Origin of the sequence: Pantoea sp. App145 (assembly GCF_047947045.1) — a bacterium.
Lineage (GTDB): Bacteria > Pseudomonadota > Gammaproteobacteria > Enterobacterales > Enterobacteriaceae > Pantoea.
Window position 1 is genome coordinate 246,053 of the sequence record NZ_CP133292.1, and the last position, 25,009, is coordinate 271,061.

Sequence of the window (25,009 nt, forward strand, 5' to 3'; positions counted from 1 at the left end):
TCAGAGGACCGTCCGCGCTGACCGTGAAGACCAGCACCCGCCCATCCGGCAGGGCAAACACCGCTTGGCGCGCAGGTACGAGGCTTCCACCGCTTCCCCCTGCCCCAGGTCATTGCCCGGAACGACGGCGTCGTGCGAAAGGACTTTCCAGCCCTTCAGGTGCTGCGCTATCAGCGCGAGCTGGCGTGTGATGTAGTCCGGCAGGCTTTCGCCGTCTTCCGTCCGGTCGCGCGAAAGGTTGAGGCCCGCAGTCCGGGGGCGGTAAATACGTTAACGGTCCGGTCCCGATAACCGGCAGCCAGCGTGAGTGCGCCTTCGGTAAACAGGCAGTCATGAGGTGAGAGGGTCATCCTTCCGCTTCCCTAGCATCAGAAAGGCTTAAGACTGACATATCCGGTGGAAAATGACCAGCCCCGGAGAGGCTTGCCGGCAGGGGCGGAAGGGTCAGAACAGGGGGGATGACAGCCGCCGCCTTATTGAATAAGCCGGGCTGCTGCTTTCCGGGCAGCCGGCCGCTGCGATCAGGATGGCTCAGGGTCTGCTGTCAGGTTCAGCCGCCAGAAGATGATGAAGCTGCGGGTCGTTACCCGCCGGTTCTCGCCGCCACCCGGTACGCTGCAGCAGCCTGTCCAACGCCGCAATATTTCCGGTGATGCGGGCGGGCAGGGGGCGCCGCTGCCCGCCGTGCTCATCAAACCCCGCGTCGAGCGCATTTTTATTCAGATACAGGCCGGAAACGGACGGATTCAGCTTCAGCGCCCGGCGGCCGCTCCACTCGCTTTCGCTCAGCACCATGTAAATCCACCCGGCGAGCTTAAGGGTGTTCAGCGCGTGCTGCAGCCGGAACAGGTCGTTCTGCGCCAGCAGGTCGCTGCTGCCAGCCCGCCACAGGTAATCCAGCTTGCCGGGCAGGTCGGCCCGCACGCCCTTTTCCCGTCCCTCCTTCAGCAGCCAGCGGATGTCGTTCGCCAGCTCCCTCCGGAAACGCCGCTGCTTTTCAGCGGTGGCCAGCCAGCGGGTGAGAAAGAGATTTTCCTGCGCGGGTGAGGCCGCCTGTCCGTCCCGACGCGCGAGGTGCAGCGCAACCAGCCCGCACCAGGCCAGATGCTCAACGCCGGCGTTGTCGTCATTTTCCACGTGCAGCCTCCTTCAGCGGCCCGCTCTCTCCGTACAGGGAAGAGTAGCGGCCATCAATATGGTGACGAAAAAACGCGTCATGATCAGCTGTGCTGCAGAACCGCTGGTAAAGCCGGGCCGGCACCGCCAGCCAGCGGCGGCAGGTGCCGTTGCGGTACTCCAGTTCAAGGATGCCGGAAGTCGGATCGAAGCCGGCGCTGCGGAAAAGGCCGGAAGTGATGTTATGTCTGTTCATGCGGATATGTCCTGTACTATTCTGACTGCCCGTCCAATACCGGCGGAGAGTTCGGTTGGTCCTAGGCCGGGAGTGCCATCATCAGTTGTCGATAACAGTCAGCAGGTTAACTGAATATTAACCCTTTCACATCCCTGCATCATCACCCGAATTACCCTGAAAATAATTAGCACATTAATGATACAGACTATTAATTATTTCACGGCATTGGGGTCTGATATCATTTGTACCACTTTCTGTCCGGAATATAGGGAATAATTATGGCCAGATACTACATAACTACATTGATAAATAACGACAAATTTTACGTCCTGCACACGTCTGAGTGCCGGCTGGCGAAGACTCAGTGGAATTTCCTGACCGAAGCAACGGATTTATCCTCCGCCTTGCTTCTGGCCCGCACTCATTACAGACATGTCAGGGCCTGTACCAGATGCTGCATTACGCGCCCGCCGTCACCGCGGGGAATAAGCCGGGACTGCCAGCCTGTCCGTCACTCCCCGGCGGTGAAAAATACCGGCGGGCCGGGGAGTTACTTCTATCTGTGCGTGGACAGAACGGGGGTTATCCTTCACCGTGCGGGCTGTACAAAGTTCAGCAAAGAGACCGAATGGAAGTTCCTCGGGACCATGTACAGTACAGAACAGGCGCTCGCTGTTGCCCGGAAACATTCTGCAGAAGCGATCCGCTGTCCCGACTGCTGCACCTGAGACGGCCTCCGGCGTCCGAACGGAAAATATGTAACAGGGTTCACAATACCTGTTTATCCTGCAGGCCGTTTTCCGGAATGTCCGCCATAATGAGAACAGCTGAGCATATACCTTACTGTCCACTGACTTAACAAGGGAGGAATATGCAGACGTTACACAACGCAGAAAATTTTTATCCGGAAGATTTCGATTTTATTGCAGTCAGTCTCGCCCGCATGAATTACCAGGGCCGTAAAGTGAATGTTGACCAGGTAGCGGCCGGGATGAGCGAGGCATGCAGGCTCCGGTTCCTGGACAACTACCGAAACTATCTCAGCCACTTCACCGATGGGGCTGTGTGTTGATTCACCAGGCCGGATGAGTTATCCGGCCTTTATGTATACGGCGATCACTCCGTGTTTCTGATTGATGTGGGATCTCCGAATGCACCGTCACAACAGCCCCATGCCGGAGTGATACTTTTGACCGCGCCCGGGCATTTCTCTGCAAACCACCAGTGGTTTTATTCTGCAGAACATCAGTGTGCGCGCTCTCCCTGACGTGCAGGACAATAACTTTTCACCTCACAACCTGCTCTCTCTCAATACCAGCCGGAAATAGATCCGTTAATGCTTCCTTTCCAGCTAGTGAAAGAAAAAGTATTCATCTGTTTTTTAATACTGAAACAGGTCCATCGACGTTTCGCTCAGCCGGGGAGAATCAGGATCACCGCTATCCAGTCACAGGCCGATGCTCTCTTTCCTGAGCGCCAGCAGATCCCTGTCACAGCCGCAGAGCATACCCTGAAGTTCGTATGCAATAATCCCATCCCGGTGATGTCCCCGGGTACATGCGGGTATTGTCCGAAAAGAGTTCAGCCGCACCGTGATACTCATAAGCCGGTGAGGCCCGTAGAGAAGAAAGACCTTCCTAAAGCATCATGTTCTGTCAGCAGTTAACAGGCAGATCATAAACATAAGTCAGCACAATGCTCTGAGTGACAGACACAAATTAACGCCCATCAGGTTAATACAGACAGCATAAAAATAAACAGCGAGGCCCGCCGCATCACCCGGAGAGATTGAAAATAAGCTGTCCCCGCCATTTATGTTCTTTCAGCTCACTGATTCAGAGTTTCAGTATGACAAATGGGTTTACCTCAGGAAAATCTCATTATTAACAGAGAAGAATTAAAACAGTGATGTGGACCACAGCAATAATCATTACGTGTATTACCTGAGAGTAAATTAAAACTACTGACACCACTTCTTCGATGTGGCAATTATTTTTATTTTCTGCTTATTCGTGGCAGCCGGAAGCAGGATTAATCCTTTTTTAACAGGTTTTTTAGTTACGTTGTTGTTTTACGTGAAGAGGATTGAACTCTTTTTAATGTATGGTAGCCTGGACAGGAATGCAGCAGTAAATCAAAAGGAGAAAAAAATGGGAAACCCCGTTTATTGCTACGTCATTCCAGTTGATTCTGAATTCTGGGAACTGCACCACAAAGGATGTCCTGTGTTAAACAATTCTGAGGGTAAAGTTTTCCTGGGCACACTCTACAGCAGGGGACAAGCTATGACTGTCGCCAGAGTCCGTACCGGCAGCAACAAAGTCCGATTCTGTAAGATATGCCAGCGCGATGATAACGGCCCCAGGTGGATTAATGCATTTCTGACCCCTGTAAAGCATCTTAAAGAAAAATGAATCATTAAAATCAAGAAATATTCCGCCTAATTCCATAAAAACGCGTGGTCATGTCCGGATATACTGCATGCCTATTAATAATGAATACACCGACAGATAACGATCTTTTTTATTTTCATTGATGCTATCTGTCACCATCGCTGCTGTATTCACCCTGAACAGGGCAGACCGCCCTGACAGAGCACTTATTAAGTACTATGACATCCGTAACGGTTTTTATCATTTTTATAATTTATCATGGTTAATTTCCTCCCCCTGTGGCGGAGAGGAAAAGAGGGTTAAATTAATTCACCCGGAAAAGGATACAGTCTGTTTATTAATGCAGACGCCGCATTACAGGTTTTAAAGTTACGTAATCAGCGCGTTACGCTGGCATGAGGTAATAAATTTCGCTTAAAATAGTACGGATGCGGTGAATCCCCCTGTGCGGAGGGGCTAAGTCACACGGGGAATGCCCTGGCCAATAAGCGGATCAGGTTGTGACTTTTCCTGACTCACCGGGAGGCACCCGGCACCGCAGACACAGCTATTATTTTTAGCATTCAGGGCACGGCTTCCGTGGTGGTGTTGCATTTATGTCACGACCGGACATTAAACGCCATTACCCCTCTGCCTGTCGGTAAAAACTCATGCAGAGGTATGAATCACCCGGCCTCCATTCCGTGCCCGTGCCCGTGCCCGTGCCCGTGCCCGTCAGGCGGCTAGGCTCAGTCCGGTGCCGGAAACCACACCTTTCCGGCACCGGTAAGGTACTGAACTGCCCCATGGTTTCTGTACGGCTCGGGCGAATGCCCGAAAAGTCGTTACATTCCGGCGGCTCCGCCCTAAAATTCCATCAGCTGTCCGTTCAGGACTTATATCAGTAGCAGCAACACAGCAGCAGAATGGAGGATGTGACAGCCGGAAGGGGGGCGGTATGGTGGACAGAGAAAAAGCTGCACTGATAACGAAAGCTGTTGGACGGGTAGTGCTGGAGCTTCGCCTGAGCGGACAGAAAATTGCCGAATACAACATCTTTGAAAAGCTCGAATAGTTCAGGACGGATGAGACAGCCCCGGCAGAAAAGGACGTTTACCAGAGAGTGGCAGAAGTAATCATAGCAGGGAAAATGACGTTCTGAAGTGACGGTAAAGACGGCGACGGGATTCTGTCACCCGGTAACCTGGTTTCGTCTGAATCTTTTCCCCGTTCAGGATGAATGGTCTGACAGAATATCTGATACCCCGCCACCGGCAGAGCTGACACACCTCAGCACACGTTCAGGTTATGTGTTTTCAGCGCATCACCGGCGGTGATCTCTGTGTGCCAGTGGGCAGCAGATTAACGCGGGTGTGCAGCAATGAATGTAAGGCCAAATATCACGCGACACAGGGCGTTTTTTAACTAGGGCGCAAATCGGCTGATTTATTCAGGGCCGGATACGCGGATGCAGTTCCGTCCGCTCCTCTTGGCCTCATAGAGCTCTGAATCCGCATCCGTTATGAGATGCCGCCATGAAGTGTCTGAATTATCTTGCTTTGTTCCGGCGATACCAAAGCTGGCCGTAATAGTTATCCGATCTCCATCCGGAGCCAGGAAGTCCAGATTATGCAGTTACTGCCGGATGCGTTCCGTGAGTCTCAGTGCTGCTGCGCTTTCCCTGCCTCTGATAACCATAGCAAACTCCTCGCCGCCGATACGGGCTGCCTATTGCCCTCCCTGATGTTATCTCGGATGACGTCTGCTGCAGCTGTCAGGACGCTGTCCCCCACTGGATGCCCGTAACGGTCGTTAATCAGCTTAAAATAATCCAGATCCATGATAACTAGGAAAATACTCACATCAGGACGCATCCGGGACAGCTAGGGCTCCCCGGTCAGGTCAAAGACCCGGCGGTTGAACAGCAGGGTCAGTTCATCCGTTTCAGCAAGATACTGTAGATGGCGGGTGAGTTCGTCGCGTTCTTCAAGGAGAATTTTCAGGATTTCAATGGCATAAAACAGCTGATCCAGTTCCCCGACCCGTGGCGGCGGATCTAACGTGACCTTTTTCTCCTCAGCCATGCCGACAATCATTTTCCGGGCGGCCAGCAGCGGGCGCAGTATGTGGTACTGTACCACGAAGACCCCGGCGGATATGAGTCCTGTAATCGTGAGCAGGGTAAAAAGCACAAGCATAAACAGGTCAGATTCTTTGTCGGCCTGCTGATGATATTCTGCAGTAAGCTGTCTGAGATATTCATACTGCCAGCGTTCGAGTAACGTCAGGGTGCTCAGATAGCGTTCAGTCAGTCCGACCGCTGAGTAAGAATACTTCCCCGTGCCGGACAGGCCTTCTGAAACGAGCTGACTGATAAGAGGGCGCCCATCTTTAAAAAAGTGTTCTCTCGTTTCAGCACGCATGACTACCAGTCTGTCGTTACTGGCACCCGGCAATGCACCTGACGGCGTCAGAATGGCCCAGAGCATACTGACCCGCTCGTATGCCCGGTACAGTCCTTCCAGATTATACCCGGACAGCGGCGTCTGGATCTGAGCCGGCGCAATTAGCCAGGACCCCATGCGTCCGGCGGTATCGCGAAGTTCCGTCAGGGCGACGGCCCGGAGTACGGGGGGGTGGACAGCGACGTATCTTCCTGAAACCACCGTGCGGTCTTCATCAGGACAATGTCATGCGGGACGTTGGAGACTGTGAACATGCCGTTTATCGTGTTCTGCAGTCTCATCCGGTCAGGTCCGATGTCAGCGGCGGTCAGGTCAACATGCTGCCGAGCTTCCTGCAGCCTCTGAGAGCGGAGTACTGCGGATCGGGCTGCAGGGGCGAAGCCTGTAGCAGTGCGGTGTCCGTCCGCTGCCTTGCCCTGTTTAATCTCTTCCGGACCTCTGATAGGTCGTCTCCGGTCATTGCCATAAGAATATTGGAGAGAGACCGTTCCACCGCCAGTAAGTTGGCTGCGTTCAGCAGCTGATATAATTCCTGAATAATCCTCGCGTTCTGTTCTGCCAGTGACGCGGCCTGCCAGGTTCCCCGGAGAATCATCCCGCCGATCACTCCGGACAGGACAATAACGACCCGGCCCACCATCCCAGACGACGGGCAAGACTGCCGCTGTCGGGAGAAAAGACGCCAGCGTTCATTTCACTGCCTGCTCTTTTTGTGGCTCTGGCATCTTAAATGCTTAATTAATATAACTTTGATAAAGTCATACCTATAAATCATCTGCAAGACAAAAACCGGGAGAGAGTAGGTTTTGCTCCGGTCTCCAACAGGACGATACATCTAACCCGTAACAGACGACAGGCTCATCTCAAATCCTGAAATGCAGATGGGAGCATGTTGGTGAGGTGCACCTCTTCACCGTTCACCAGTAGTGAGCAGTCAATGCCGAAATTTGGGGTGATATTATGCTGCGACATGAAGTCCCGCGGATTGAATCCTGAAGCCTCGCGCGTGGTCAAAACGGCTCCTTTCACGCCCTCCGGGGCCTCCATCCCGGACTATTCAACGGTTGTTATGAGGCTGAACTTGTAGTGATGTGATGGACGCCCCTTCAGCGGCGCAGCGGCCCGCTCTCTCCGTACAGGGAAGAGTAGCGGCCATCAATATGGTGACGAAAAAACGCATCAGGATCTGCGGTGCTGCAGAACCGCTGGTAAATCTGAGCCGACATCGCCAGCCAGCGCCGGCAGACGCCCTTCATAAATTCCAGCTCGAGCGTACCGGACGCCGGGTCAAAGCCGGCGCTGCGGAAGAGGCCTGAAGAGATATTATGTCTGTTCATGCGGATATGTCCTGTACTGAATCTAGCCGGGAAGATGTGCAGTTAAAATGAATTTAATAAGAGGAGGAGTCTGATAAATTTATTATTCTGATTCTCTAGGCAGCAGAATCCGGACTCATTCCGCTATGATAAGGATCACACCATCTTTACCGGGCCTGTTTCCCATGACGGCAGAGCATACATCATTAACAGGCTGGCGGATAACAGCGGCACGGCTGTTTTTGCCATAAATACAGACTTTATATCCCCCTTCGGGACTCTGCATTTCTCCCCGCAGCGTAAACTGTCCGGAACGATCCGCGGCCCGGGAGGAGATCGCTGGCAGAACCGACAGGAGAGAAAAAAACATAACTACCCACCCTGCATTTACTGTTCTCATTACACAACTCCCGTCAGGATACTATTCCTGATGACATAATGCTGTTCCGAAAGGTGATTTATTCCCCCTGATATAATTACCCGGTAAACATGCTGACAATCTCCTCATGACGCAGCAATACCATCAACGCTGTCTTATGAATTAACCCTGCAGCGCATCACTCTTATGATGGGTTTTTCAGACAAGTCAGCCAGGGCTGACCGAGGTGCAGTATGGAGACATCTGCAATCCTCGCCAGGCGCACCAGATCAAAACTCTGTATCTTTTTCACTCAGTGACAGCTCTAGATGAGAAAGCAGGAATATAATGTTCTCTGTCACAGTCATGGCATCATCCCATGAAAAACCGGTCCGGTCTGATACAGACATGCCAGCTTCCCGAATCTGTGCATATCCTTTTCGCAGCACTTCAGAATCTGATACGCCTACATTTTCTTCAGAAAAACACATCAACGCATCTCCTCATGGTGATTAACTTAATGAATTTAATAACATAAGCATCAATTAAGATTACTTCAACAAAATTAAATCATGGCTTATTACTTATTATCAGTGCGTTAATGCTTGTTTAATAAAATAAAAGGGTAAGGTTTTTCCTAAAGTAAAATGTCAGGAGTATCATAACATCAGATCCGGATAAAATTATAGTACCCTGTCTGCAGAACAGGCGCGATGGTGCTGAACACCAGATTTCACCTGTCCTGAACCCAGCATTGTTTTTACAATATCCGGAGGATCGCATGAAAAAATACATTACCGCAGGGATCTTACTGGCCGCCTTATTTAACGCGGGTTCTCCTTTTGCAGCAGAGCCGGGAGAGGCTGGGGGTGAAAGTGCGGGGTCGGTTGCCGTGGGAAGCACTACGGCCGTGGGACTCGGCGCTGCTGCAGCCATTGCGGGGGTTGCTCTGGCTGCCTCCGGTAGTGGAAATGGTTCCCAGACAGGAACAACCACGACAACCACGACCAGCACCGTTTCCCCTTAATAGGGAAACAGTGCTGTTAAGGGCGTCACCGGGTATATCCGGAATAACGGGAGTGCGGAAGTGTATTTAATTCCATGGTGCAGTATGTTTGTAACTTCATGGTCACAGGCCGCAGTGATACCCGATGTCATGACGGGAGGACATTAAGTTCCGCATCCCGCCTGCAGGAGTGGATCCATTATAACAGCGATCAGGTTTTTAATGTGGAAGTATAAAGATATTAGCACGGCATCAGGATACAGTACCCTCTGACATCCCGGGGAACATACCTGTAGTCCATTCATGCCATAAAAGGGATAATAAGGATTTATCAGATGGATTTCATTCCGTTTTTTCTTCTTTTTACTCAGAAGAATATATATATCATATTATTTACTGTCATTATTTTTGTGACAATTTCTGACCTGACCGAATATAGATACCTTGTCCCTGCAGAAAGGAAAAATCTCATTTCCACACCTTACCGCGTAGTTAATATCATATCCTGGAGCATAATGTTAATTTTACTCCCTGTTATCGTATATAATCTCATCTGGCAGCGTCCGCCAACGTCCGCCGCTTTCATTCTCATCAGTATTTACCAGCTAGTTAACAGTACAGGAAACATATGCATGGAACTGTGGGCACAAAAGCATTACAGACAGGGAACCAGGCCGTCATCAGATTACTTCCTCAGACATTATCACATAATCATTCTGGAACTGAACCAAAAAAGAAAACGCCGGGAATGAGTCCTGGCTAACATTTATTTTATTGCTAATATATCACCTGACAAGTCATGTTCAGTTTCACCATCAAGCACCCTGATAATAAACACATGATTTTTATGCAACCGATAATAGAAAACGCATCCCCGGTATGAATACTGCCTGAGCCCCCTGATAAGATGACCGCAATCCTTTCCGGTCTCAGGAAAACGACTGATAAGATCAATGCACTCCTCAATTTCCTTCAGGATTTTTCGTGCTTGGTCAGGACAGAACTGACCAAGAAAACGATGATATAACAGATTGATATCTCTTAACGCCTGTCGGGATATCTTATGCATTCCCTCATCTCTCTATAAGTGATTTCGCTTATTGTTATGGTATTTAAATTTACATACCCGCTTTTTGCCCCCTCATTAATATACTCTTTTAGCCAGGAGATCCTTTTTTCTTTCTTCATAAGATCTGACATGGCTTGCTGCACCATGTCAATGTAAGAGTGGTATACTTCATCCCTTATAAGGGAATCCATAATCTCCATGAGTTCTTTGTCTGGTACCAGAATAATTTCTCTACTCATTGTTCACCCCGGTCATATTTCAGGTCAGGTTTTCCGGTCATCAGAGAAGACAACATATAGCCATCTTACCCCTGCCACTGATACAATGACAAAGGTTACGCATAGTTATAAATAAATTTAGGATTATCTTCATGCCGCCACTCATCAGGAGTTGAATCTGAAAATCTTGTAGTAAAATGTCCTGACAACCGGACATATTCTCCTCCAGAGTGTTATCACACCAGTTAAAAACGGAAATGAATGAATTTAATTAAATATTATTTCAGCTACAATTATCTCTCCTCGCTTCAGTGAAAAAAATTAATTTCTCCAAGTGAAAATTATTGTGCCATTTATTTCATCCCTGAGAAGATTTTATCTTATTTCTTCATATGCACTGATGATCACCGGGCAGTCGATGTGGAAGGCTTTCCGGGGGAGGGGGAGGGGGAGGGGGAGGGGGCGTACTAAAAAAATCCTGACAGCATGACTTGAAAAATGTGCTGAAGCGCCTGTAAATGATATCGGGCAGGACAGATACCTGCACCCGATGAGCTTTTGAATGAACGACTGATTCAGGAGGTTATCATTATGTCTTAACGTAATTTCCCCGTTTTTCCACTGCTCAGCAACTCCGTCTTCTCTGACCGGTTCAGCCGCATCGACCGCCTTTTCAGCCAGCTGACCGGTGACACCCCGGTAGCCATGATGCCCCCGTACAACCTCAGACAGCTGGACGATGAGCACTACACCTCACCGTGAGCGTATCCGGCAGGACAGATTTTCCCTGTCGCGCAAAAAGAACAGGGCAACATTAACGGTGCCCTGCGTGGCGTCTTTCGGACGCAGAATCAGCATGCCGGAGACGGCACCGGCTGGACCATCGCGGACCTGCAGAAAATGCATTTTGCACCTGACGGATTCTGTCTGCTGATATCATATGCCGATGTCCGGTACTGCGAGCCGCAGCAGTGCGGGCAGCGTAAACGGGGACAGGACGTGGTAATATTAAAGCCCCGTTACGTTGGCTGCGGCCGGGCCTTTCTGTCCGTTTTCCACGGTAAACTCAACGCGCTGGCCTTCGTCAAGCGAGCGGTAGTCATTGCCCTGAATGGCAGAGAAATGGACAAACACGTCCTTGCTGCCGTTTTCAGGCGTGATGAAACCGAAGCCTTTCTCCGCATTAAACCACTTTACCGTTCCGCGAATTTTATCAGTCATAATCTATAAACCTTTTTCAGTGAGCCTTTCGGCAACAGGGCGGGCTGACAGAGAAGAATCAAAACCTGAAAGATGACAATAAGACTCAGTGAGGAAGGCTGTGCTATGGCGCAAACCGGAATGAGAAACACTACAGAAACCAACTTTGAGACTGTCTGCTGAACCTGCCGACAGATTCATTAACGCACGTTCACCTGAAAATAACAATGACGGGTACGTTTTTTACTGAAAGCGCTGCCTCATATGTGTATTCCGAAGATTCCAGTGAATAATGCCGGGCGAATCTCCGTCACCGCATGTGGTACCCCGGTTATGGCTGCCCCTGCGCTGCCGTATACCGAAGAAATGTTTTTGCGCGACCGGACCTTATCCGGAAACAGGACTGACAGAAACCGGCACATTACGCATCAAATGATTACTTCTCCGGCCACAGTACAGGCATGATGGCCCCCCTTTATCTGTCGGAGCATATTATGGCAGGCCGATTTTTTTATCCGCAAATACGGGGGCTGGTGATTGCCGCTGCCGGCTGCATGCTCGTCATAGGTGCACTTCTCACGGACGTCTTTGTCCTGGGCGATGAAGTGAAAGAGAGTTCGGTCACTGAAATTATGCAGGAGCTGATATTACTGGCTGTTGCCTCACTGTTCATGCGCCGGGCAGGACAGGATAAACCACGTCGCCCGGCACTGCTCCTTATGGCCGGTTTTTTTATCGTGCTTCTCATCCGGGAACTGGATTTTGCCTTCGACCTGCTGGCACACGGCAGCTGGCTCTGGTTTGCCCTTGCCGTATCGGTTTACGCAGTATACCAGGCGGTACGGCACGGTCAGCAGACGCTGGACGGCCTGGCCGATTTCATGTCCCGTCCGTCATGGGGAATGATGTGCGCGGGTATGCTGACGGTACTGGTCTTCTCCCGTTTTTTTGGCATGAGTGAACTGTGGAGACATCTGGCCGGAGAGGAGTACCCCAGGGTGGTAAAAAACCTGGCCGAAGAGGGGACCGAGCTGTTCGGATATATGCTCTGCCTGCTCTCCACCCTTGATTATCTGAGGGAAATGAAGGCAGATGACTGACCCTAGCCCGGCGGCCATCTGTACGGAGGCCTGGAGCGTTGAATCCTTCCGGTGGCTCCACTACCGGCCGGAAATTCAGGCATTGCTTTACCTTCCGGATCAGAGGACGCATCCCACTGCCACCACTGCCACCACTGCCACCACTGCCACCACTGGCCTGCGCCGTACTCACGGTCATAGTGCGCGATTTTCTTCTGCTTAAGCACCAGATAGTCCGGTGAGTTCATCCGAACACCTCCATCGGCAGGGCATCGGTGCCCTGCACGTCCGTGAGGACGAAGTCAGGAAACACGTCATCCTCCCCGTCATAGCGCAGTGGTTTAATGAAGGCACATTTTTCCTGCCACAGCTTTTCCTCTACCAGCCCCTCATACACCGAGTCCAGCGGAATAAAGCGCGGGCTGACGGTCATCAGCGCGACATCTGTGAGCGTGCAGCCGTCAGCAGGCCACGTCAGACCGTTTGCCAGCGGAAAGGTCGTCACCGGCGGCTCACCCAGTGCGATCACCACCACTTTCATGCCCCGGCGCCGGTACCCCAGCTAGCGCGAAAAGCTCCGCAGCAGCCGGTCCCGCACGTCTTCCGTCAGCATCAGCTCTGGGAATCCGGCAAATTGCCCCAGCGGCAGGGTGCTGAGCAGCCGTTCTTCTGCCTGCTTACTCCAGCCGGCCAGCAACGAGACAAAAAGGAGCCGGCGGGATTCTTCTTTTGCCCTCCGGACAGCGGCGCGATTTTCATCGGCCTGCGGTGTCCCTTTGTGCGCCATCAGCAGCCAGCTTTCCGGCAGCGGTCAAACACCGGCTGCCTCAGGTTAATGCCCGACAGCTCCCAGAGGGAATGCAGCAGCCCTGGCAGCTGCATTGAGGATCCCGTCTTCATGCGGTACCGCCGTTTTTTCCTCCCCGGCGTATTTCTTCTGCAGCCCGGTAGGCAGACGGATCACGAACACGCCATCATCGTCCGCCTTCACGACGTCCGTGGTGTATATCGCCGTCTGTCGTTCGTGTCGTTTCACCCCGTCACCTTCCGGTGGCAGGTACTGGCAGGTCACGGCGGTGGTATGCTTATTATCCTGCGCGTGCCTCAGCCAACGCTGCCAGTCGGTCACCCGATCCCGCAGAAAATCCCCGCCGATCTCCGATACGCCCCAGAGGCCTGAAAATCTTAAGGAGTACGCTGCCTTTTTACCCATAATATTTCTCCTCTCACGGAATGCGGTTATCCCTGCCTGACGCAGTCCGTTATTTCCTGTCGCACGGAAGCGGCACTGACTCATTCCACAGCCGGTTAAACTCAGCCTGATACTGTGTGGTAAGAGCCCGGTCACCGTTTATCACCATCACATTTTCCGCATTTTGTTTTGCGGCCGCCGCGGTGAAATTAAAAGAGCCGGTTTCAACCAGGTTATTGCCGGTGACGATAAACTTGTTATGCATAATGCTGTAGCGGCTGCTGAGACGCACCGGAATGCCAGCACAGGCGAGCTGATCTGTGAAATAATGCCAGTAACGGTAAACACCACTGCAATTCCCAGCAACAATCCTTCATTTGTATTCATTTCTCTGATTCCGGTTTAGGTCGGAAATCTGTATTCAGCAGCACTCAATTACATAATATGCACAGCAGTTTTGAAACTGAATCGTTTACACGCTCGGTATTCTGACACCACCCAGTAAGTATAAGTTCAGGAGGAGATGCGCCCCGATCAGAAAACCAACCACTGTTGTATGTACGTACTTTATTATTAGGTTAAAATTTTATTCTATCCAATATCACCAAGATAACTGACCTGGTTAATTAAGTCTGATTGAGCGGTACAGAGCAAAACGATAATTTTTTGTCTGAAATCATTTGTTGGAGAGATATATGATTAGCTGGAAATTAATTGTTGCTCTGCTGGGTTGAGAAATTATGGGGGTGGTGCTGTTCGTCTTCCTGTTATCTTTAAGCAACTATAGTTACTGTAGATCAACATTCTGCTTGGTCATGGGAAAAGAGAAAAATGTTCGGATAGTTTGGATGGATTCTTCTTTTTTAAGGGGCTGGGAAAAATGGGGCCATATGCCTCGGGAAACACAGGGAAAAGCTATTTACTTATATTTAATTATTTGGGGCTGGTCATGTTCAATTTATCGGTCGGACTCTCAATAACTTTATAGTTTGTCTGAAAGTTTCTCCAAATTCATCAAGTTCTGACACTTGCCATATTGATATTCATCAGGAAAATTCATGATTTCGCCAGAGGATTTTAATGTAATTTTTTATTTTCATGTGGTGGGGAGTGCGATTCTTTAAAGGTGAGAAGCTGATTCTTAAATGAATAATTCGGAGTGATGATAATTTTCAACTTGCTGCAACATTCCAGTCTATTATCAATATGTCGTTACCACTAGCCTGTGTTACCGACAAACTCCGATTGATCATGATCCGCACCCTTAGTGCAAGCCCGGACGCCAACATTGCCCAGGCTTTTGTTTTTCATTATCCTCTCAGGGAATAAGCTGCATAATATCGTTGATATCATTACATTTCTCAATATTCATTACCGCATCAATTATTGAGTTTGCGCTGGCCTCGCTGATTATTTCCTGGGTATTAACCCGGAATTTTTGAACTATCTCATTCTGAGTCATGGGATTTTCATGACTTCCCCGGTTAAATTCTTCGATCCTTTCCAGATGTTTTCCCTGCCGGGTGTCAACGCTCACCCAACCTTTAAATTGCCTGCGACTGGTAGGCAGTGGATCCGATTCAATGATGATTCTTTTCGCCAGCGCCAGAATGTCCGGATTAGTCAGGGATGTGGTGGAATAGCTGTGAATATCCAGTCGACCATGATACAAGGCTTCCGCCAGCGTATATTGCAGGCTGATCCTGCCGTGCCAGGCACTTTTCGGATGAAGTTTTTCCTCTGCAGGCTCACAGACCACCGGGATCCAGTCCGGGTGTACAATGCAGGTGATGCGTTGCACATCTGCGGCCCGCAGGTTTTCATGCTGTCGCAGATAGAGAATGGCATCCAGAAAAGGATGGCTGACATGCCCCACCGGATAGGGTTTAAAGGAGAGGTTACGGCTTTCCCACTCTTCACCGATATCAGCCATCAAGCGGGAAAACTGGAGTGAGTAGTCGGGTTGTTGCACATGTGAACTGAAAAATCCCCAGTGTCCTTCGAAAATGCCTCCAGGTCCGGTCAGGCCCTCTTGTGCCAGCAGAGCGGCAATTATTCCACTGTGTGCGGCCCAACCCGGATGCATGGTTTTGGCATGAGTATTGTCCGTCCAGCAGGCCATACTCCCTGAAGTCATACTTCCAGTCAGTCCGACGGCGTTGGTGGTGAGTTCCGGTGACAGGTTAAGCAGTTTGCAGGTAAGGTAGGTGGCGCCAAAAATACCGATAACTGCCGTGGGATGATAGCCATTTTCCAGTAATACGCCAGGAGCGACCACGCCAAGACGACAGGACAGCTCATTACCGCCAGCAATAGCTGTAACAATATCTTTCCCGGTTGCATGCTGGCGTGCGCCTGCTGCCAGCGCGGTGGTGACGGAGATCACGCTGGCATGTACCAGCGTTTCGTTATGCGTATCGTCATATTCCAGGGCATGAGCCATCAGACCATTAGCTAACGCTGCCGATGCGACACCGGTACGCTGGCCAAAGCCTAAAATCTGGCTGTCAGGACGTCCCCGATGGCTAATGCCGTATTCAAAGTAATCTGACCGTAACTGAGGTGACTGCCTGCCAGGGTGAGGCCAATAATATCCAGTATTCTCAGGCGGGTATTATCAACCACATCTGCTGGCAGGGCGGTATAATCCAGTGCTGAGAACCATTCGGCCAGTCTCCGGCTGTATGAAAGATGTTTTTCGGTCATGGTTTATCTCCTCTGTTCGGTGGTTTTAATGGCATGGTCATATAAGGGTGTGTCTTCACCCTTTTGCGTTTTTTTAAGTAGAGCACCAGCGCAACGGAGATAGCCAGCAGGATAACCAGTGGCCATAACGCATAAGTAAAGCTGCCGGTTTGACCCTTAATCAGGCCAATCATATAGCTTCCTCCAAATCCGCCGAGATTACCTAACGCGTTAATGGCAGCTAAACCGACCGCAGCGCTACTGCTGGATAAATGTTTAGAGGCCAGTACCCAGAAGGGGGCTTTGGCAGCATAGGTGGCAGCAAGAGTAATGCAGAGCACAATAAAGGCCATGGTTAATGAAGAAGAGAAAAACGTGAAGCTGGCCAGACTGATTGCGGCAAGGGCGAGAGGCAAAGAGGTGTGCCAGGATCTTTCGCCGGTACGATCGGAGTGATGCCCCCACCAGACCATGCCCAGAGATGCCATTAAGAACAGCAGGGAATTGATCATGCCAGTATACATATTGCTTAACTGGAAACTTTTAATCACCTGTGGCAGCCACAGCGTAAGGCCATTAACGATGGAAGAAGAACCGGCATACACCAGCGATAAAATCACAACGTTTTTATTCAGCAGAGCCTTCAGGAACCCTTTTTTATTATGTTTCTCATTTTTTCCGGACTCTTCGTTAATTTTGTACTCCAGCCACGTTTTTTCTTCGGTGCTGAGCCAGCTCGCATTAACCGGTTTATTGACTACAAAAAAGAAAGTGAAAACGCCCAGCAGAATGGCCGGGATAGCTTCCGCAATAAACAGCCATTGCCACCCATGCATACCCAGCCACCCTTCGGCTTCCAGTAAAACAGCGGAAACAGGGGAGCCGATAATACTTGCAATGGGCGTAGCCATAAAAAGAAGGCTAATTACCCTTGCACGGTATTCAGAGGGAAACCAGTAAGTGAAGTATAAAAGCAGGCCGGGAAAAAGCCCCGCCTCGGCGGCTCCAAGCAGCACCCGGATAAGATAAAGTGAATGAGGGCCTGTCACAAATGCCATTAAGAGGGAAATTATGCCCCAGGTGATCATAATTCGTGTGAGCCATATTTTCGCACCAAACTTTTCCATCAGGATATTGCTTGGCACCTCAAAAAAACAGTATGCCAGAAAGAAGAGGCCACCCGCCAGACCATAGGCCGCAGGGGAAATGGCAAGATCGTCATTCATCTGTAGCGCAGCGAAGCCAATATTAATTCTGTCAATATAGGAAATTAAAAAAGCAATAATCGCAAAAGGAACAATGCGTATTGAGACTTTATGCATTGTGGTTTTTTGCAGGGATGTGGCAAAACGGTTTGTATCCATTTACATCACCTATAATATTGAGTTTTCGTCTGTTCAGAGCATCAAAGAGTGATTCTCTGGCCCGGAATTAGCCGTATTCCCAGTGTACCGGCGCAAGCCCGGCAACCGGCGAACGAAATGTGTAGACACAATCATCCAGCAAGCATCCGACATAGACCGTTTTTAGATCTTTTCCACCAAAAGCAACGCTGGAAATGTTTTTTAATAACTGGCCGGCCGATTTATCAAGATGCTGACGTGACATGCTGTTACTTTCGAAAGCTGCCTCAACCCAGTTAATATGTTCTTCATCGGCATCTTCAATAATGGGCTGTTGTTCACCTGATGGCAGGACCCGGATAATACGATTACTGACGATACTGGTTATCCAGATGGCCCCCTCACTGTCAAAACAGACCCCGTCAGGAAATACGCCAGATCCAAATATTGCGACAGTCTCTCTTTTTGCCAGCAGGCCATCACTCCCTAAACGGAATCGGGAGAGCCGTCTGGAAAAGGTTTCATTGACGTATAACCAGTTACCATCTGGTGATATTTGCATTTCATTGGTATAACCCAGCCCGTCAGCGGCAATTTTAGCCCCATGACCATCGATCACGATAATGAACCCGTCGCTGATAGCGCCGGAATAGGCGCTGGCACGCGGGATTTGTCGGGTGCTGACGCTCAGCCATATGCGTCCTGACTTTTCAAGTAAAAGAAAATTACAGGGCGGCAAAGGTACGCCGTCGATCGTGTCCAGTAGCGCAGTGATCTGCCCTGAGCGGTCAAGACGATATACTCCGCCATTGGTTTCTCCCAACTCGGCAAAAATAAAGCTTCCATCCGCGCAAAGGGCAATGCCGTTTGGCCGGGGCGTAGTTCCTGCAATCTTGTCGCCATGCCAGAGATAGGCCTCTCCCGAGTGGCTGATTTGCGCAACTCCACCTTGCCAGTCAGCGGTGTAGATATTTCCTGACCGGGTGGCAAGTACGCACTCGGGTCGCTGCAGCCCGTTCCCTTTTCGTGAAATTTTATCTTTGCTAATCAAAGGATTCATATAAATCACCGTGTATTTGTTAATGTATACGTTGTAAAATACATTGCTTAATGTACACTAGTTTTCTGTATTAGTAAGTAGCTTACCTGTCGAGAGTATAGGTACGTTGCTGAAATGTGATCTTTGCTGGAATTTTCATAAACAGAAAAAGCGATCAAACAGAATACGCTTTACGGCCTTTCCCTACTTAAACAATGAAGGTAGAACGTTATGAAAAGCATCATCAATATGCTGTCAGGAAAAATATTAGCCCTGGTGGTCATTTTTCTTTTTTATATTATCACTCCCACTGCTCAATCTGCTGAAAAGCCAAAAAATATCAGATTGTATGTGATGGACTGCGGTGTCATTCTCTATAATAATCTGCAGAAATTCGGCTACAAGCCTGGCGAAATTCATCCAACCAATCTTTCTGATGGTTGTTATCTGATTGTACATCCGACTAAAGGAACCTTACTTTGGGATACGGGTGTTATAGCGGATAATCTGTGGGGAAAAGATGGAATTCCCCCGAAAAAACTTTATGCGGAAGGCACAATCCCCCTTAATAAGCAGCTGGCGCAGATTGGTTATAAACCTGATGATATCACCTATGTGTCTGTTTCACATTCACACTGGGACCATATCAGTAATCTCTATCAGTTTGCGGGGGATACCTGGCTGACCTCCAGATATACGCATGATAAATTATTATCGCAGGACCCACCTGAAACAACCGACCCCTCCATGTTCACTGCGCTGAAAAACACTAAAACAATTACTCTGCTTGATAACGTTAATTATGATGTATTTGGCGATGGTTCGGTCACTATTATTCCTACTCCTGGGCATACGCCTGACTCTCGTGTGTTAATGGTTAAATTGCATAATACGGGCCCGGTTATTCTTTCTGGCGATCTGTATCACTTTGTTGCCGACCTTAAAAGTAATAACACGCAGAATAATGAGGATCGTCCGACAAGTTTAGCGTCACGCAAAAAAATACAGACGTTACTGAAACAGGTCCACGGTCATTTATGGATTAACCATGATTACAATACCTTTCAACAGTTAAAAAAAGAACCTGCCTATTACGACTGATTTAGCTGAATTGGGGGGCCGCTTTATGCTCCCTTTCCTGTTGCGGACAATCTGGCGAGGAATTTTCAATGCGTGATAATTATCTGAAAATTGCAGTGTTACCCGGCGATGGTATTGGTATTGAAATGATGGAAGCGGCGATGGCCGTACTGGATACCCTCAATAAAATGGGTGGGGAGGTTGAACTGGCTTTTACTCATTATCCTGCCGGTGCCCGACACTACATTGATACGGGTATAGCCCTTCCTGACAGCACGCTGGCAGCCTGCAGGGAAGCGGACGCTATCCTGTTTGGTGCCATGGGCTGGCCGGATGTCAGGTTCCCTGACGGCACTGAAGTCATACCCCAGTTAGATTTAAGAATTGAGTTGGATCTGTATGCCGGAGTCCGGCCAGTACGCTGGTTTCCGGGGGGGCTGCAGGTGCTTAAAGATGAACGTTCAAAACTCATCGACTTTGTATTAATCAGGGAGCAAACGGAAGGACTGTTTTATGCCAGGGGTCGGGGGGAGAGCGAAAATGACGAGGTCTGTTATGACCGGATGAAAATATCACGTCAGGCCACCTCTCGCGTCTCAGAGTTTGCTTTTAAGCTGGCGGCACTGCGCAATAAAAACAGTCAGCCCATGGTGACCTGTGTGGACAAAGCCAATGTGATCTCTTCGATGGCTTTTTTCCGCAAAATATTTACCGAGACGGCCAGCCAGCATCGCCAGGTTTCATATGATTACGCCTACGTTGATGCAATGGCGCTGAAGATGTTGAAACGGCCGTGGGATCTTGACGTGCTGGTAACGGAAAATATGTTTGGCGATATTTTATCCGATCTGGCCGCAGGGCTGATTGGCGGTATGGGGATGGCCCCTTCCGGCGATATTGGAGATAAACACGCCCTGTTCCAGCCTGCTCATGGCACAGCGCCCGACATCGCCGGCCAGGGGCTGGCAAATCCCTGTGCGATGATTTTATCCGCAGCCATGATGCTTCGCTGGCTTGCGGATAAATACGATCTGCCCTTCCTTGAAAAACAGGGCCGCATGATAGACTCCGCGGTAGAAAAAACGCTTGCAGACGGCAGGTTTATCCCGGTTGAGTATGGTGGCAGGGCAGGGACGCAAGAGATGACCAGCGCGATAATCTCTTATCTGACACAAAATGGAGATTAACGTTATGGATCGGTGCGCTGATAATTTTCCTGATGGCGGAGGGTATGTCGTAACCGTTTCCTTTCATATCCACGCTGAGTTTGTCGATGCGTTTCGTCAGGCACTGAAAGTTAATGCTTTAAAAACGCTAGAGGCGGAGCAGGGATGCTGGATATTTGAACTCAGTGAAAAACCGGGGGGAGTTTTCTTTCTTTATGAGGTTTATGCAGATAAACAGGCTTTTGAATGCCATTTACAGCAGCCTTATTTTATAAAGTTTGAACACGAAAATAAAAACTGGGTGATTGATAAAAGCATCGACAGGTTTCAGCGTACAATATTGCGCTGATGATATTTATATTTTAACTGACCGTAGTAAAAGGTATTTTCTTCGTGAGGATGCGTGATGAAGGGAGTAGGAAAATGAAATCGATGACCGTCGTGGCTTACCAACAGATGCGCCAGAATATTATTGACAATCAATGGCCTCCTGGTACGCAGGCCACGGAACAGGAGTTAGCGAGCCTGTTAGGAATGAGCAGAACCCCTGTTCGTGAAGCCCTGATCCGCCTTGAGCAGGAAGGATTACTGAGCGTGATACCACGTCATGGTATGCGCGTGCTGCCCATTACGCCTGCTGACATGGAGGAGATCTATATCGTGATCAGCTCACTGGAAGCCACTGCCGCCGAGCTGGTAGCCGCTCGTCACCTTGAGGAAGCCGAGCTGGCTGGGTTGATGTCTTCCGTGCAGGAGATGTCCGATGCGCTGAGTCAAAACGATCTGGAAAAGTGGGCCATAGCCGATGAGCATTTCCACCGACAATTACTTAACCTGTGCGGAAATGAAATGCTGAAAAATATCGTCCTTAACTTCTGGGATCGTGCGCATCGGGCAAGAATGATTACGTTACGGTTACGCAGTAAACCAACCCAATCAACCTCTGAGCATGCAGAACTTATCGCGGCATTGCGCGAAGGGAACGTGGTCCAGGCGGGAAAAATACAGAAAGAACATCGCGATCGTGCCAGGAAAGAGCTGCTTTCCATTCTGCATAATTTTAAGCTAACCAATCTGTAGTAAGCTTTCTGCCAATCATAAGGCAGGGAACAGATTCATTGTCGCGGATTATGACAAATCCAGTTAACAGGCATAACGGGTAATTACCATGCAGCATAAGAGTAAGTTACCGTACGGGAATCAAATAACAACATGGGTGTAGCCGACGTATCCGGTTTACGTAACGGGAGCAATCATATCTGAAACTGACTCTCTTATTTTGCTCGGAAGTGTATGGCTGTTTTGTATCACAGTGATGATGCTGGCCACTCTCTCTGAATTTGGAACAGCCAGTGCGCTGGGAGCCCTAGTATCACCGTACTTTACGGCTCTTTCTTTCAGTCATTTAATAACACTTCCCAGGTGTCAAGCGTTGTACTCATGGCAAAATGCACTTCTGTCAGTACCGATAGATACGACATCTGCGATTCTAGTCGGGGAAGCTCCGTGGCTTTCAAATCAGCTTCAAAACGAGTGACCTCAAATGTATCGGAGCGGTCAGCCCGAAGTTTTTCCTGCTCAATTTCAAGGTTATTTTTAGACAAGGATACCGCCAGAATAGCAATATCGTACTGCTTCCAGCTGGTATCCAACTGACGGAGATCCTGGTCGATACGCTGAATCAGGGCCAGATGCGCATCGTGAACCGTAAGTCTGTGATGCTGTACTGCGACCTGCACGCGCAGCAGCGACTGCTCTGATGTGCAGCAGCCCTGTCATTTAACGAAATATCCAGCTCCAGCCCGGCAAAGTTTTCCTACTGGAGCTGCCTCTCCTGCGTGCTGTGCCTGTCACGCTGCTCCCTGGTTTCTGCCTTTGAGTGACTGGCTAGAAAATTCTGAGTTAGTCCTGTTGTTCCGGCGTATGAATTTCAATACAGTCTCTTCCGCGCTCCTTCGCTCTATAAAGCGCTGAATCAGCATCTGTTATCAGTTGCAGCCAGGATTGACCTTGACCCGTTCCGGCGATGCCAAAGCTAGATGAAATCTTTATCTGCTCCCCGTCCGGCGCAGAAACAACCAGATTATGCAGTTCTTTCCGGATGCGTTCAGCAAGAGCACTGGCCTCTGCTATTTTTTTCCCTTTGATGATAACCGCAAACTCCTCACCCCCCATTCTGGCTGCGATATCGCCTTCCCGGATCTGGTTATGGATAACGTCAGCAGCCGATATCAGAACTCTGTCACCTGTCGGGTGCCCATACCTGTCATTAATTGATTTAAAATGATCCAGGTCCATGATGATTAGAAAGATATTAACGCCCGATTGGTCCCTGGAAATCCATGACTCACCCGTCAGGTCAAATGCACGCCGGTTGAATAAACCGGTCAGTTCATCAGTTTCAGCAAGATACTGTAACCGGCGGGTTAGCTCGCCGCGTTCTTCAAGACGGACTCTGAGAATATCAATGGAATGAAAGAGTAGATCCAGTTCTCTTACCCTTGCCGGGGGGTTGACAGGAACACCACTTTCATCTGCCAGTCCGACAATCATTTTCCGCGCGGCCAGCAATGGGCGCAGAATACGGAACTGTACAATAAAAACGCCACCCGAAGTCAGCCCTGTAATGAGCAGCATGGTGAAAATAATGAGCGAAAACAAATCCGATTCTTTTTCAGCGCGGTGGTTATACTCCGCAAGGAGATGCATCATATATTCATACTGCCAGCGCTCCAGTAACGACAGCGTGCTCTGATAGTGTTCCGTTAACTCAACGGCGGAAAGGGAATATCTCCCCGAACCTGAAAGGCCTTCTTGCATAAGTTGATTTATCAGTGGGCGACCTTCTTTAAAAAAGCGTTCGCGTGCTTCGGCAGGTGTGCTCGGTATCATCCCGCTGCTCGGTACAGGAAAAGCGCCCGCTGGCGTAAGTAGCCTCCACAGTATGTGGACCCGCTCGTCTGCCCGGTACAGTCCCTGCAGGTTGTATGCCGACAGCGGAGTATGGGTCTGAACCGGAGCAATTAACCAGGAACCCATTCGACCAGCGGTATCGCGAAGCTCCGTCAGCGCGATAGCCCGAAGTACGGGAGTGGATAGCGAGGTATCCCTATCGAACCATTTTGCGGCTTTGATCATGGCAATATCGTGCAGGGTATCTGAAACCGCAAACATGGCATTTATCGTACCCTGGAGTCTGGCTGGGTCAGGCTTTATCTGAACTACCGTCGTGTCAACCTGATGACGGGCATGTTGCAGACCTTGCTGAAGGAGAAAAAGCTGAGCACCGGGGATGTAGGGAGCCGCCTGGCTCAGCGCGATATCCGTCCGTCGTCTTGCCGCGTTTAATTTATTCAGTGCCTCAGATTGATCGTCCCCAGCCATTCCCAGCAGAATATTTGAGGGTGCGCGCTCTGCGGCTAATAAATTAGCTGCGTTCAGTAACTGATATAATTCGTGAATGACCACCGCATTCTGTTTTGCCTCTGACGCGGCCTGCCCGGTTCCTCTGAGAATAATGCCGGCCATCACGCCGGACAGGATAATAACGACCCCCGCCCACCAACCCAGACGGCGGGAAAGACGTCCATGGTCAGATGTCAGGACGCCCGTATTCATTTCATAACCCGCTCTTTATTATGCACTATCACTTTGACCACCTGATTAATAAGAATATATAAACTGTAAACTCTTCATGCCTGTACAACAGAACAGTTACCAAATCTGATATGTAGTTCTGTACCGGAAAGCATCAACTTCACCGGCACCCGGCAAGATAGCGCAATCTGAATCTATCCGGTGAATAAAATTCACCCGCACCTGAATTTTGTCATTTATTCGGATTCTGTTGCAAAAACGGATTCATGCGGACATCGGGAGGCATCTCGTCGTATTGGTCGTGTTGAGTAAACTCCGGAAGTCCGTTACGTAATTGAAAGACGCCCGGAGTGAAGTATTTATGACACATAAATGTCACATTCAGACGGACGGAAACTCTCGCCCGCCAGACCCAGCCATACGGCGAGGAAGTATCATATATGAGCTGTCCTGAAGGATGTATTTAAGCA

32 protein-coding genes and 1 pseudogene are annotated in these 25,009 nt (G+C 49.7%); 8 read left to right on the plus strand and 25 right to left on the minus strand.

The features are described from left to right. The 4 genes from RCF31_RS24030 to RCF31_RS24045 form a co-directional block, all read right to left on the minus strand. The gene (locus RCF31_RS24030; protein WP_416414163.1) at positions 1–204 is read right to left on the minus strand and encodes a hypothetical protein; all 204 of its coding nucleotides are present in this window, start codon (positions 202–204) and stop codon (positions 1–3) included. Next, on the minus strand, positions 171–350 hold the full coding sequence (locus RCF31_RS24035; RefSeq protein ID WP_416413832.1) for a hypothetical protein: 180 nt from the start codon (positions 348–350) through the stop codon (positions 171–173). Before RCF31_RS24035 ends, RCF31_RS24030 begins: the two co-directional genes overlap by 34 nt. A gap of 181 nt (positions 351–531) precedes the next feature. After that, positions 532–1,137 (minus strand): DUF2913 family protein, encoded by a 606-nt coding sequence (locus tag RCF31_RS24040; protein WP_416413833.1) that lies wholly within the window; start codon positions 1,135–1,137, stop codon positions 532–534. Further along, entirely contained in the window at positions 1,127–1,372 is a 246-nt protein-coding gene (locus tag RCF31_RS24045; protein WP_416413834.1) for a KTSC domain-containing protein, read from the minus strand. Before RCF31_RS24045 ends, RCF31_RS24040 begins: the two co-directional genes overlap by 11 nt. A gap of 853 nt (positions 1,373–2,225) precedes the next feature. Here RCF31_RS24045 and RCF31_RS24050 point away from each other — a divergent pair. Next, complete coding sequence (locus tag RCF31_RS24050) at positions 2,226–2,426, plus strand: glycogen synthesis protein GlgS (RefSeq protein ID WP_416413835.1); 201 nt, start codon at positions 2,226–2,228, stop codon at positions 2,424–2,426. A gap of 2,746 nt (positions 2,427–5,172) precedes the next feature. Here the strand turns inward: RCF31_RS24050 and RCF31_RS24055 are convergent. The 6 genes from RCF31_RS24055 to RCF31_RS24080 all read right to left on the minus strand — a co-directional run bounded on the left by RCF31_RS24055 (position 5,173) and on the right by RCF31_RS24080 (position 8,356). Next, on the minus strand, positions 5,173–5,361 hold the full coding sequence (locus tag RCF31_RS24055; RefSeq protein ID WP_416414164.1) for a GGDEF domain-containing protein: 189 nt from the start codon (positions 5,359–5,361) through the stop codon (positions 5,173–5,175). Between the two features lie 26 nt (positions 5,362–5,387). Then, positions 5,388–5,600: a diguanylate cyclase gene (locus RCF31_RS24060; protein WP_416413836.1), complete on the minus strand. Its 213-nt coding sequence runs from the start codon at positions 5,598–5,600 to the stop codon at positions 5,388–5,390. A 9-nt stretch (positions 5,601–5,609) separates the two neighbouring features. Further along, positions 5,610–6,215, minus strand: a complete 606-nt coding sequence (locus RCF31_RS24065; protein WP_416413837.1) for a hypothetical protein — start codon at positions 6,213–6,215, stop codon at positions 5,610–5,612. Between the two features lie 1,082 nt (positions 6,216–7,297). After that, positions 7,298–7,528 (minus strand): KTSC domain-containing protein, encoded by a 231-nt coding sequence (locus tag RCF31_RS24070; protein ID WP_416413838.1) that lies wholly within the window; start codon positions 7,526–7,528, stop codon positions 7,298–7,300. Between the two features lie 115 nt (positions 7,529–7,643). Further along, positions 7,644–7,907 carry a hypothetical protein gene (locus RCF31_RS24075; RefSeq protein ID WP_416413839.1) on the minus strand — a complete coding sequence of 88 codons (264 nt, stop codon included), beginning with the start codon at positions 7,905–7,907 and terminating at the stop codon, positions 7,644–7,646. A 248-nt stretch (positions 7,908–8,155) separates the two neighbouring features. After that, the gene (locus RCF31_RS24080) at positions 8,156–8,356 is read right to left on the minus strand and encodes an S-phase kinase-associated protein (protein WP_416413840.1); all 201 of its coding nucleotides are present in this window, start codon (positions 8,354–8,356) and stop codon (positions 8,156–8,158) included. Between the two features lie 290 nt (positions 8,357–8,646). Here RCF31_RS24080 and yjbE point away from each other — a divergent pair, with 290 nt between their 5' ends. Continuing rightward, positions 8,647–8,892 carry an exopolysaccharide production protein YjbE gene (gene yjbE / locus RCF31_RS24085; protein WP_416413841.1) on the plus strand — a complete coding sequence of 82 codons (246 nt, stop codon included), beginning with the start codon at positions 8,647–8,649 and terminating at the stop codon, positions 8,890–8,892. Positions 8,893–9,637: 745 nt separating this feature from the next. On the opposite strand, the gene RCF31_RS24090 is transcribed toward yjbE, so the two are convergent. Beyond that, positions 9,638–9,940, minus strand: a complete 303-nt coding sequence (locus RCF31_RS24090) for a type II toxin-antitoxin system RelE/ParE family toxin (RefSeq protein ID WP_416413842.1) — start codon at positions 9,938–9,940, stop codon at positions 9,638–9,640. Next, on the minus strand, positions 9,913–10,179 hold the full coding sequence (locus RCF31_RS24095; protein ID WP_416413843.1) for a hypothetical protein: 267 nt from the start codon (positions 10,177–10,179) through the stop codon (positions 9,913–9,915). The genes RCF31_RS24090 and RCF31_RS24095 overlap by 28 nt, the downstream gene beginning before the upstream one ends. Positions 10,180–10,779: 600 nt before the next feature. Between RCF31_RS24095 and RCF31_RS24100 the strand changes: the two are divergent. After that, positions 10,780–10,931: pseudogene (locus RCF31_RS24100) on the plus strand (heat-shock protein); the annotation flags it as partial. On the opposite strand, the gene RCF31_RS24105 reads toward RCF31_RS24100, so the two are convergent. Beyond that, complete coding sequence (locus tag RCF31_RS24105) at positions 10,912–11,064, minus strand: hypothetical protein (RefSeq protein ID WP_416413844.1); 153 nt, start codon at positions 11,062–11,064, stop codon at positions 10,912–10,914. The pseudogene RCF31_RS24100 and the gene RCF31_RS24105 overlap by 20 nt on opposite strands. Positions 11,065–11,166: 102 nt before the next feature. Next, complete coding sequence (locus RCF31_RS24110; protein ID WP_416413845.1) at positions 11,167–11,379, minus strand: cold shock domain-containing protein; 213 nt, start codon at positions 11,377–11,379, stop codon at positions 11,167–11,169. Positions 11,380–11,852: 473 nt separating this feature from the next. Here RCF31_RS24110 and RCF31_RS24115 point away from each other — a divergent pair, with 473 nt between their 5' ends. Beyond that, on the plus strand, positions 11,853–12,458 hold the full coding sequence (locus RCF31_RS24115; RefSeq protein ID WP_416413846.1) for a hypothetical protein: 606 nt from the start codon (positions 11,853–11,855) through the stop codon (positions 12,456–12,458). A gap of 2 nt (positions 12,459–12,460) precedes the next feature. Here the strand turns inward: RCF31_RS24115 and RCF31_RS24120 are convergent, their stop codons facing one another. The 9 genes from RCF31_RS24120 to RCF31_RS24160 all read right to left on the minus strand — a co-directional run bounded on the left by RCF31_RS24120 (position 12,461) and on the right by RCF31_RS24160 (position 18,717). Next, positions 12,461–12,685 carry a hypothetical protein gene (locus RCF31_RS24120; RefSeq protein ID WP_416413847.1) on the minus strand — a complete coding sequence of 75 codons (225 nt, stop codon included), beginning with the start codon at positions 12,683–12,685 and terminating at the stop codon, positions 12,461–12,463. Continuing rightward, positions 12,682–12,978 carry a DUF1173 family protein gene (locus RCF31_RS24125; protein WP_416413848.1) on the minus strand — a complete coding sequence of 99 codons (297 nt, stop codon included), beginning with the start codon at positions 12,976–12,978 and terminating at the stop codon, positions 12,682–12,684. The genes RCF31_RS24120 and RCF31_RS24125 overlap by 4 nt, the downstream gene beginning before the upstream one ends. 21 nt (positions 12,979–12,999) lie before the next feature. Continuing rightward, on the minus strand, positions 13,000–13,224 hold the full coding sequence (locus RCF31_RS24130; protein ID WP_416413849.1) for a hypothetical protein: 225 nt from the start codon (positions 13,222–13,224) through the stop codon (positions 13,000–13,002). A gap of 45 nt (positions 13,225–13,269) precedes the next feature. Beyond that, the gene (locus tag RCF31_RS24135; protein WP_416413850.1) at positions 13,270–13,650 is read right to left on the minus strand and encodes a hypothetical protein; all 381 of its coding nucleotides are present in this window, start codon (positions 13,648–13,650) and stop codon (positions 13,270–13,272) included. 49 nt (positions 13,651–13,699) lie between these two features. Beyond that, positions 13,700–13,894 (minus strand): phospholipase D-like domain-containing protein, encoded by a 195-nt coding sequence (locus tag RCF31_RS24140; protein WP_416414165.1) that lies wholly within the window; start codon positions 13,892–13,894, stop codon positions 13,700–13,702. Positions 13,895–14,947: 1,053 nt separating this feature from the next. Beyond that, on the minus strand, positions 14,948–16,159 hold the full coding sequence (locus RCF31_RS24145; protein WP_416414166.1) for an MmgE/PrpD family protein: 1,212 nt from the start codon (positions 16,157–16,159) through the stop codon (positions 14,948–14,950). Beyond that, complete coding sequence (locus RCF31_RS24150; protein WP_416413851.1) at positions 16,123–16,335, minus strand: hypothetical protein; 213 nt, start codon at positions 16,333–16,335, stop codon at positions 16,123–16,125. Before RCF31_RS24150 ends, RCF31_RS24145 begins: the two co-directional genes overlap by 37 nt. Continuing rightward, on the minus strand, positions 16,332–17,678 hold the full coding sequence (locus RCF31_RS24155) for an MFS transporter (RefSeq protein ID WP_416413852.1): 1,347 nt from the start codon (positions 17,676–17,678) through the stop codon (positions 16,332–16,334). The genes RCF31_RS24150 and RCF31_RS24155 overlap by 4 nt, the downstream gene beginning before the upstream one ends. Before the next feature lie 67 nt (positions 17,679–17,745). Further along, the gene (locus RCF31_RS24160; protein ID WP_416413853.1) at positions 17,746–18,717 is read right to left on the minus strand and encodes an SMP-30/gluconolactonase/LRE family protein; all 972 of its coding nucleotides are present in this window, start codon (positions 18,715–18,717) and stop codon (positions 17,746–17,748) included. A 210-nt stretch (positions 18,718–18,927) separates the two neighbouring features. Here RCF31_RS24160 and RCF31_RS24165 point away from each other — a divergent pair, with 210 nt between their 5' ends. The 4 genes from RCF31_RS24165 (at position 18,928) to RCF31_RS24180 (ending at position 22,022) form a co-directional block, all read left to right on the plus strand. After that, on the plus strand, positions 18,928–19,797 hold the full coding sequence (locus RCF31_RS24165; RefSeq protein WP_416413854.1) for an N-acyl homoserine lactonase family protein: 870 nt from the start codon (positions 18,928–18,930) through the stop codon (positions 19,795–19,797). A gap of 68 nt (positions 19,798–19,865) precedes the next feature. Continuing rightward, positions 19,866–20,963, plus strand: coding sequence for an isocitrate/isopropylmalate dehydrogenase family protein (locus RCF31_RS24170; protein WP_416413855.1), 1,098 nt, complete (start codon positions 19,866–19,868; stop codon positions 20,961–20,963). A gap of 4 nt (positions 20,964–20,967) precedes the next feature. Next, complete coding sequence (locus RCF31_RS24175; protein ID WP_416413856.1) at positions 20,968–21,291, plus strand: putative quinol monooxygenase; 324 nt, start codon at positions 20,968–20,970, stop codon at positions 21,289–21,291. 74 nt (positions 21,292–21,365) lie between these two features. Further along, a complete protein-coding gene (locus RCF31_RS24180; protein ID WP_416413857.1) occupies positions 21,366–22,022 on the plus strand; it encodes a GntR family transcriptional regulator in 657 nt (218 codons plus the stop codon). Between the two features lie 317 nt (positions 22,023–22,339). On the opposite strand, the gene RCF31_RS24185 is transcribed toward RCF31_RS24180, so the two are convergent. Further along, positions 22,340–22,681 carry a TolC family protein gene (locus RCF31_RS24185; RefSeq protein ID WP_416413858.1) on the minus strand — a complete coding sequence of 114 codons (342 nt, stop codon included), beginning with the start codon at positions 22,679–22,681 and terminating at the stop codon, positions 22,340–22,342. 163 nt (positions 22,682–22,844) lie between these two features. Next, positions 22,845–24,560 (minus strand): GGDEF domain-containing protein, encoded by a 1,716-nt coding sequence (locus RCF31_RS24190; protein WP_416413859.1) that lies wholly within the window; start codon positions 24,558–24,560, stop codon positions 22,845–22,847. Positions 24,561–25,009 lie beyond the last annotated feature (449 nt).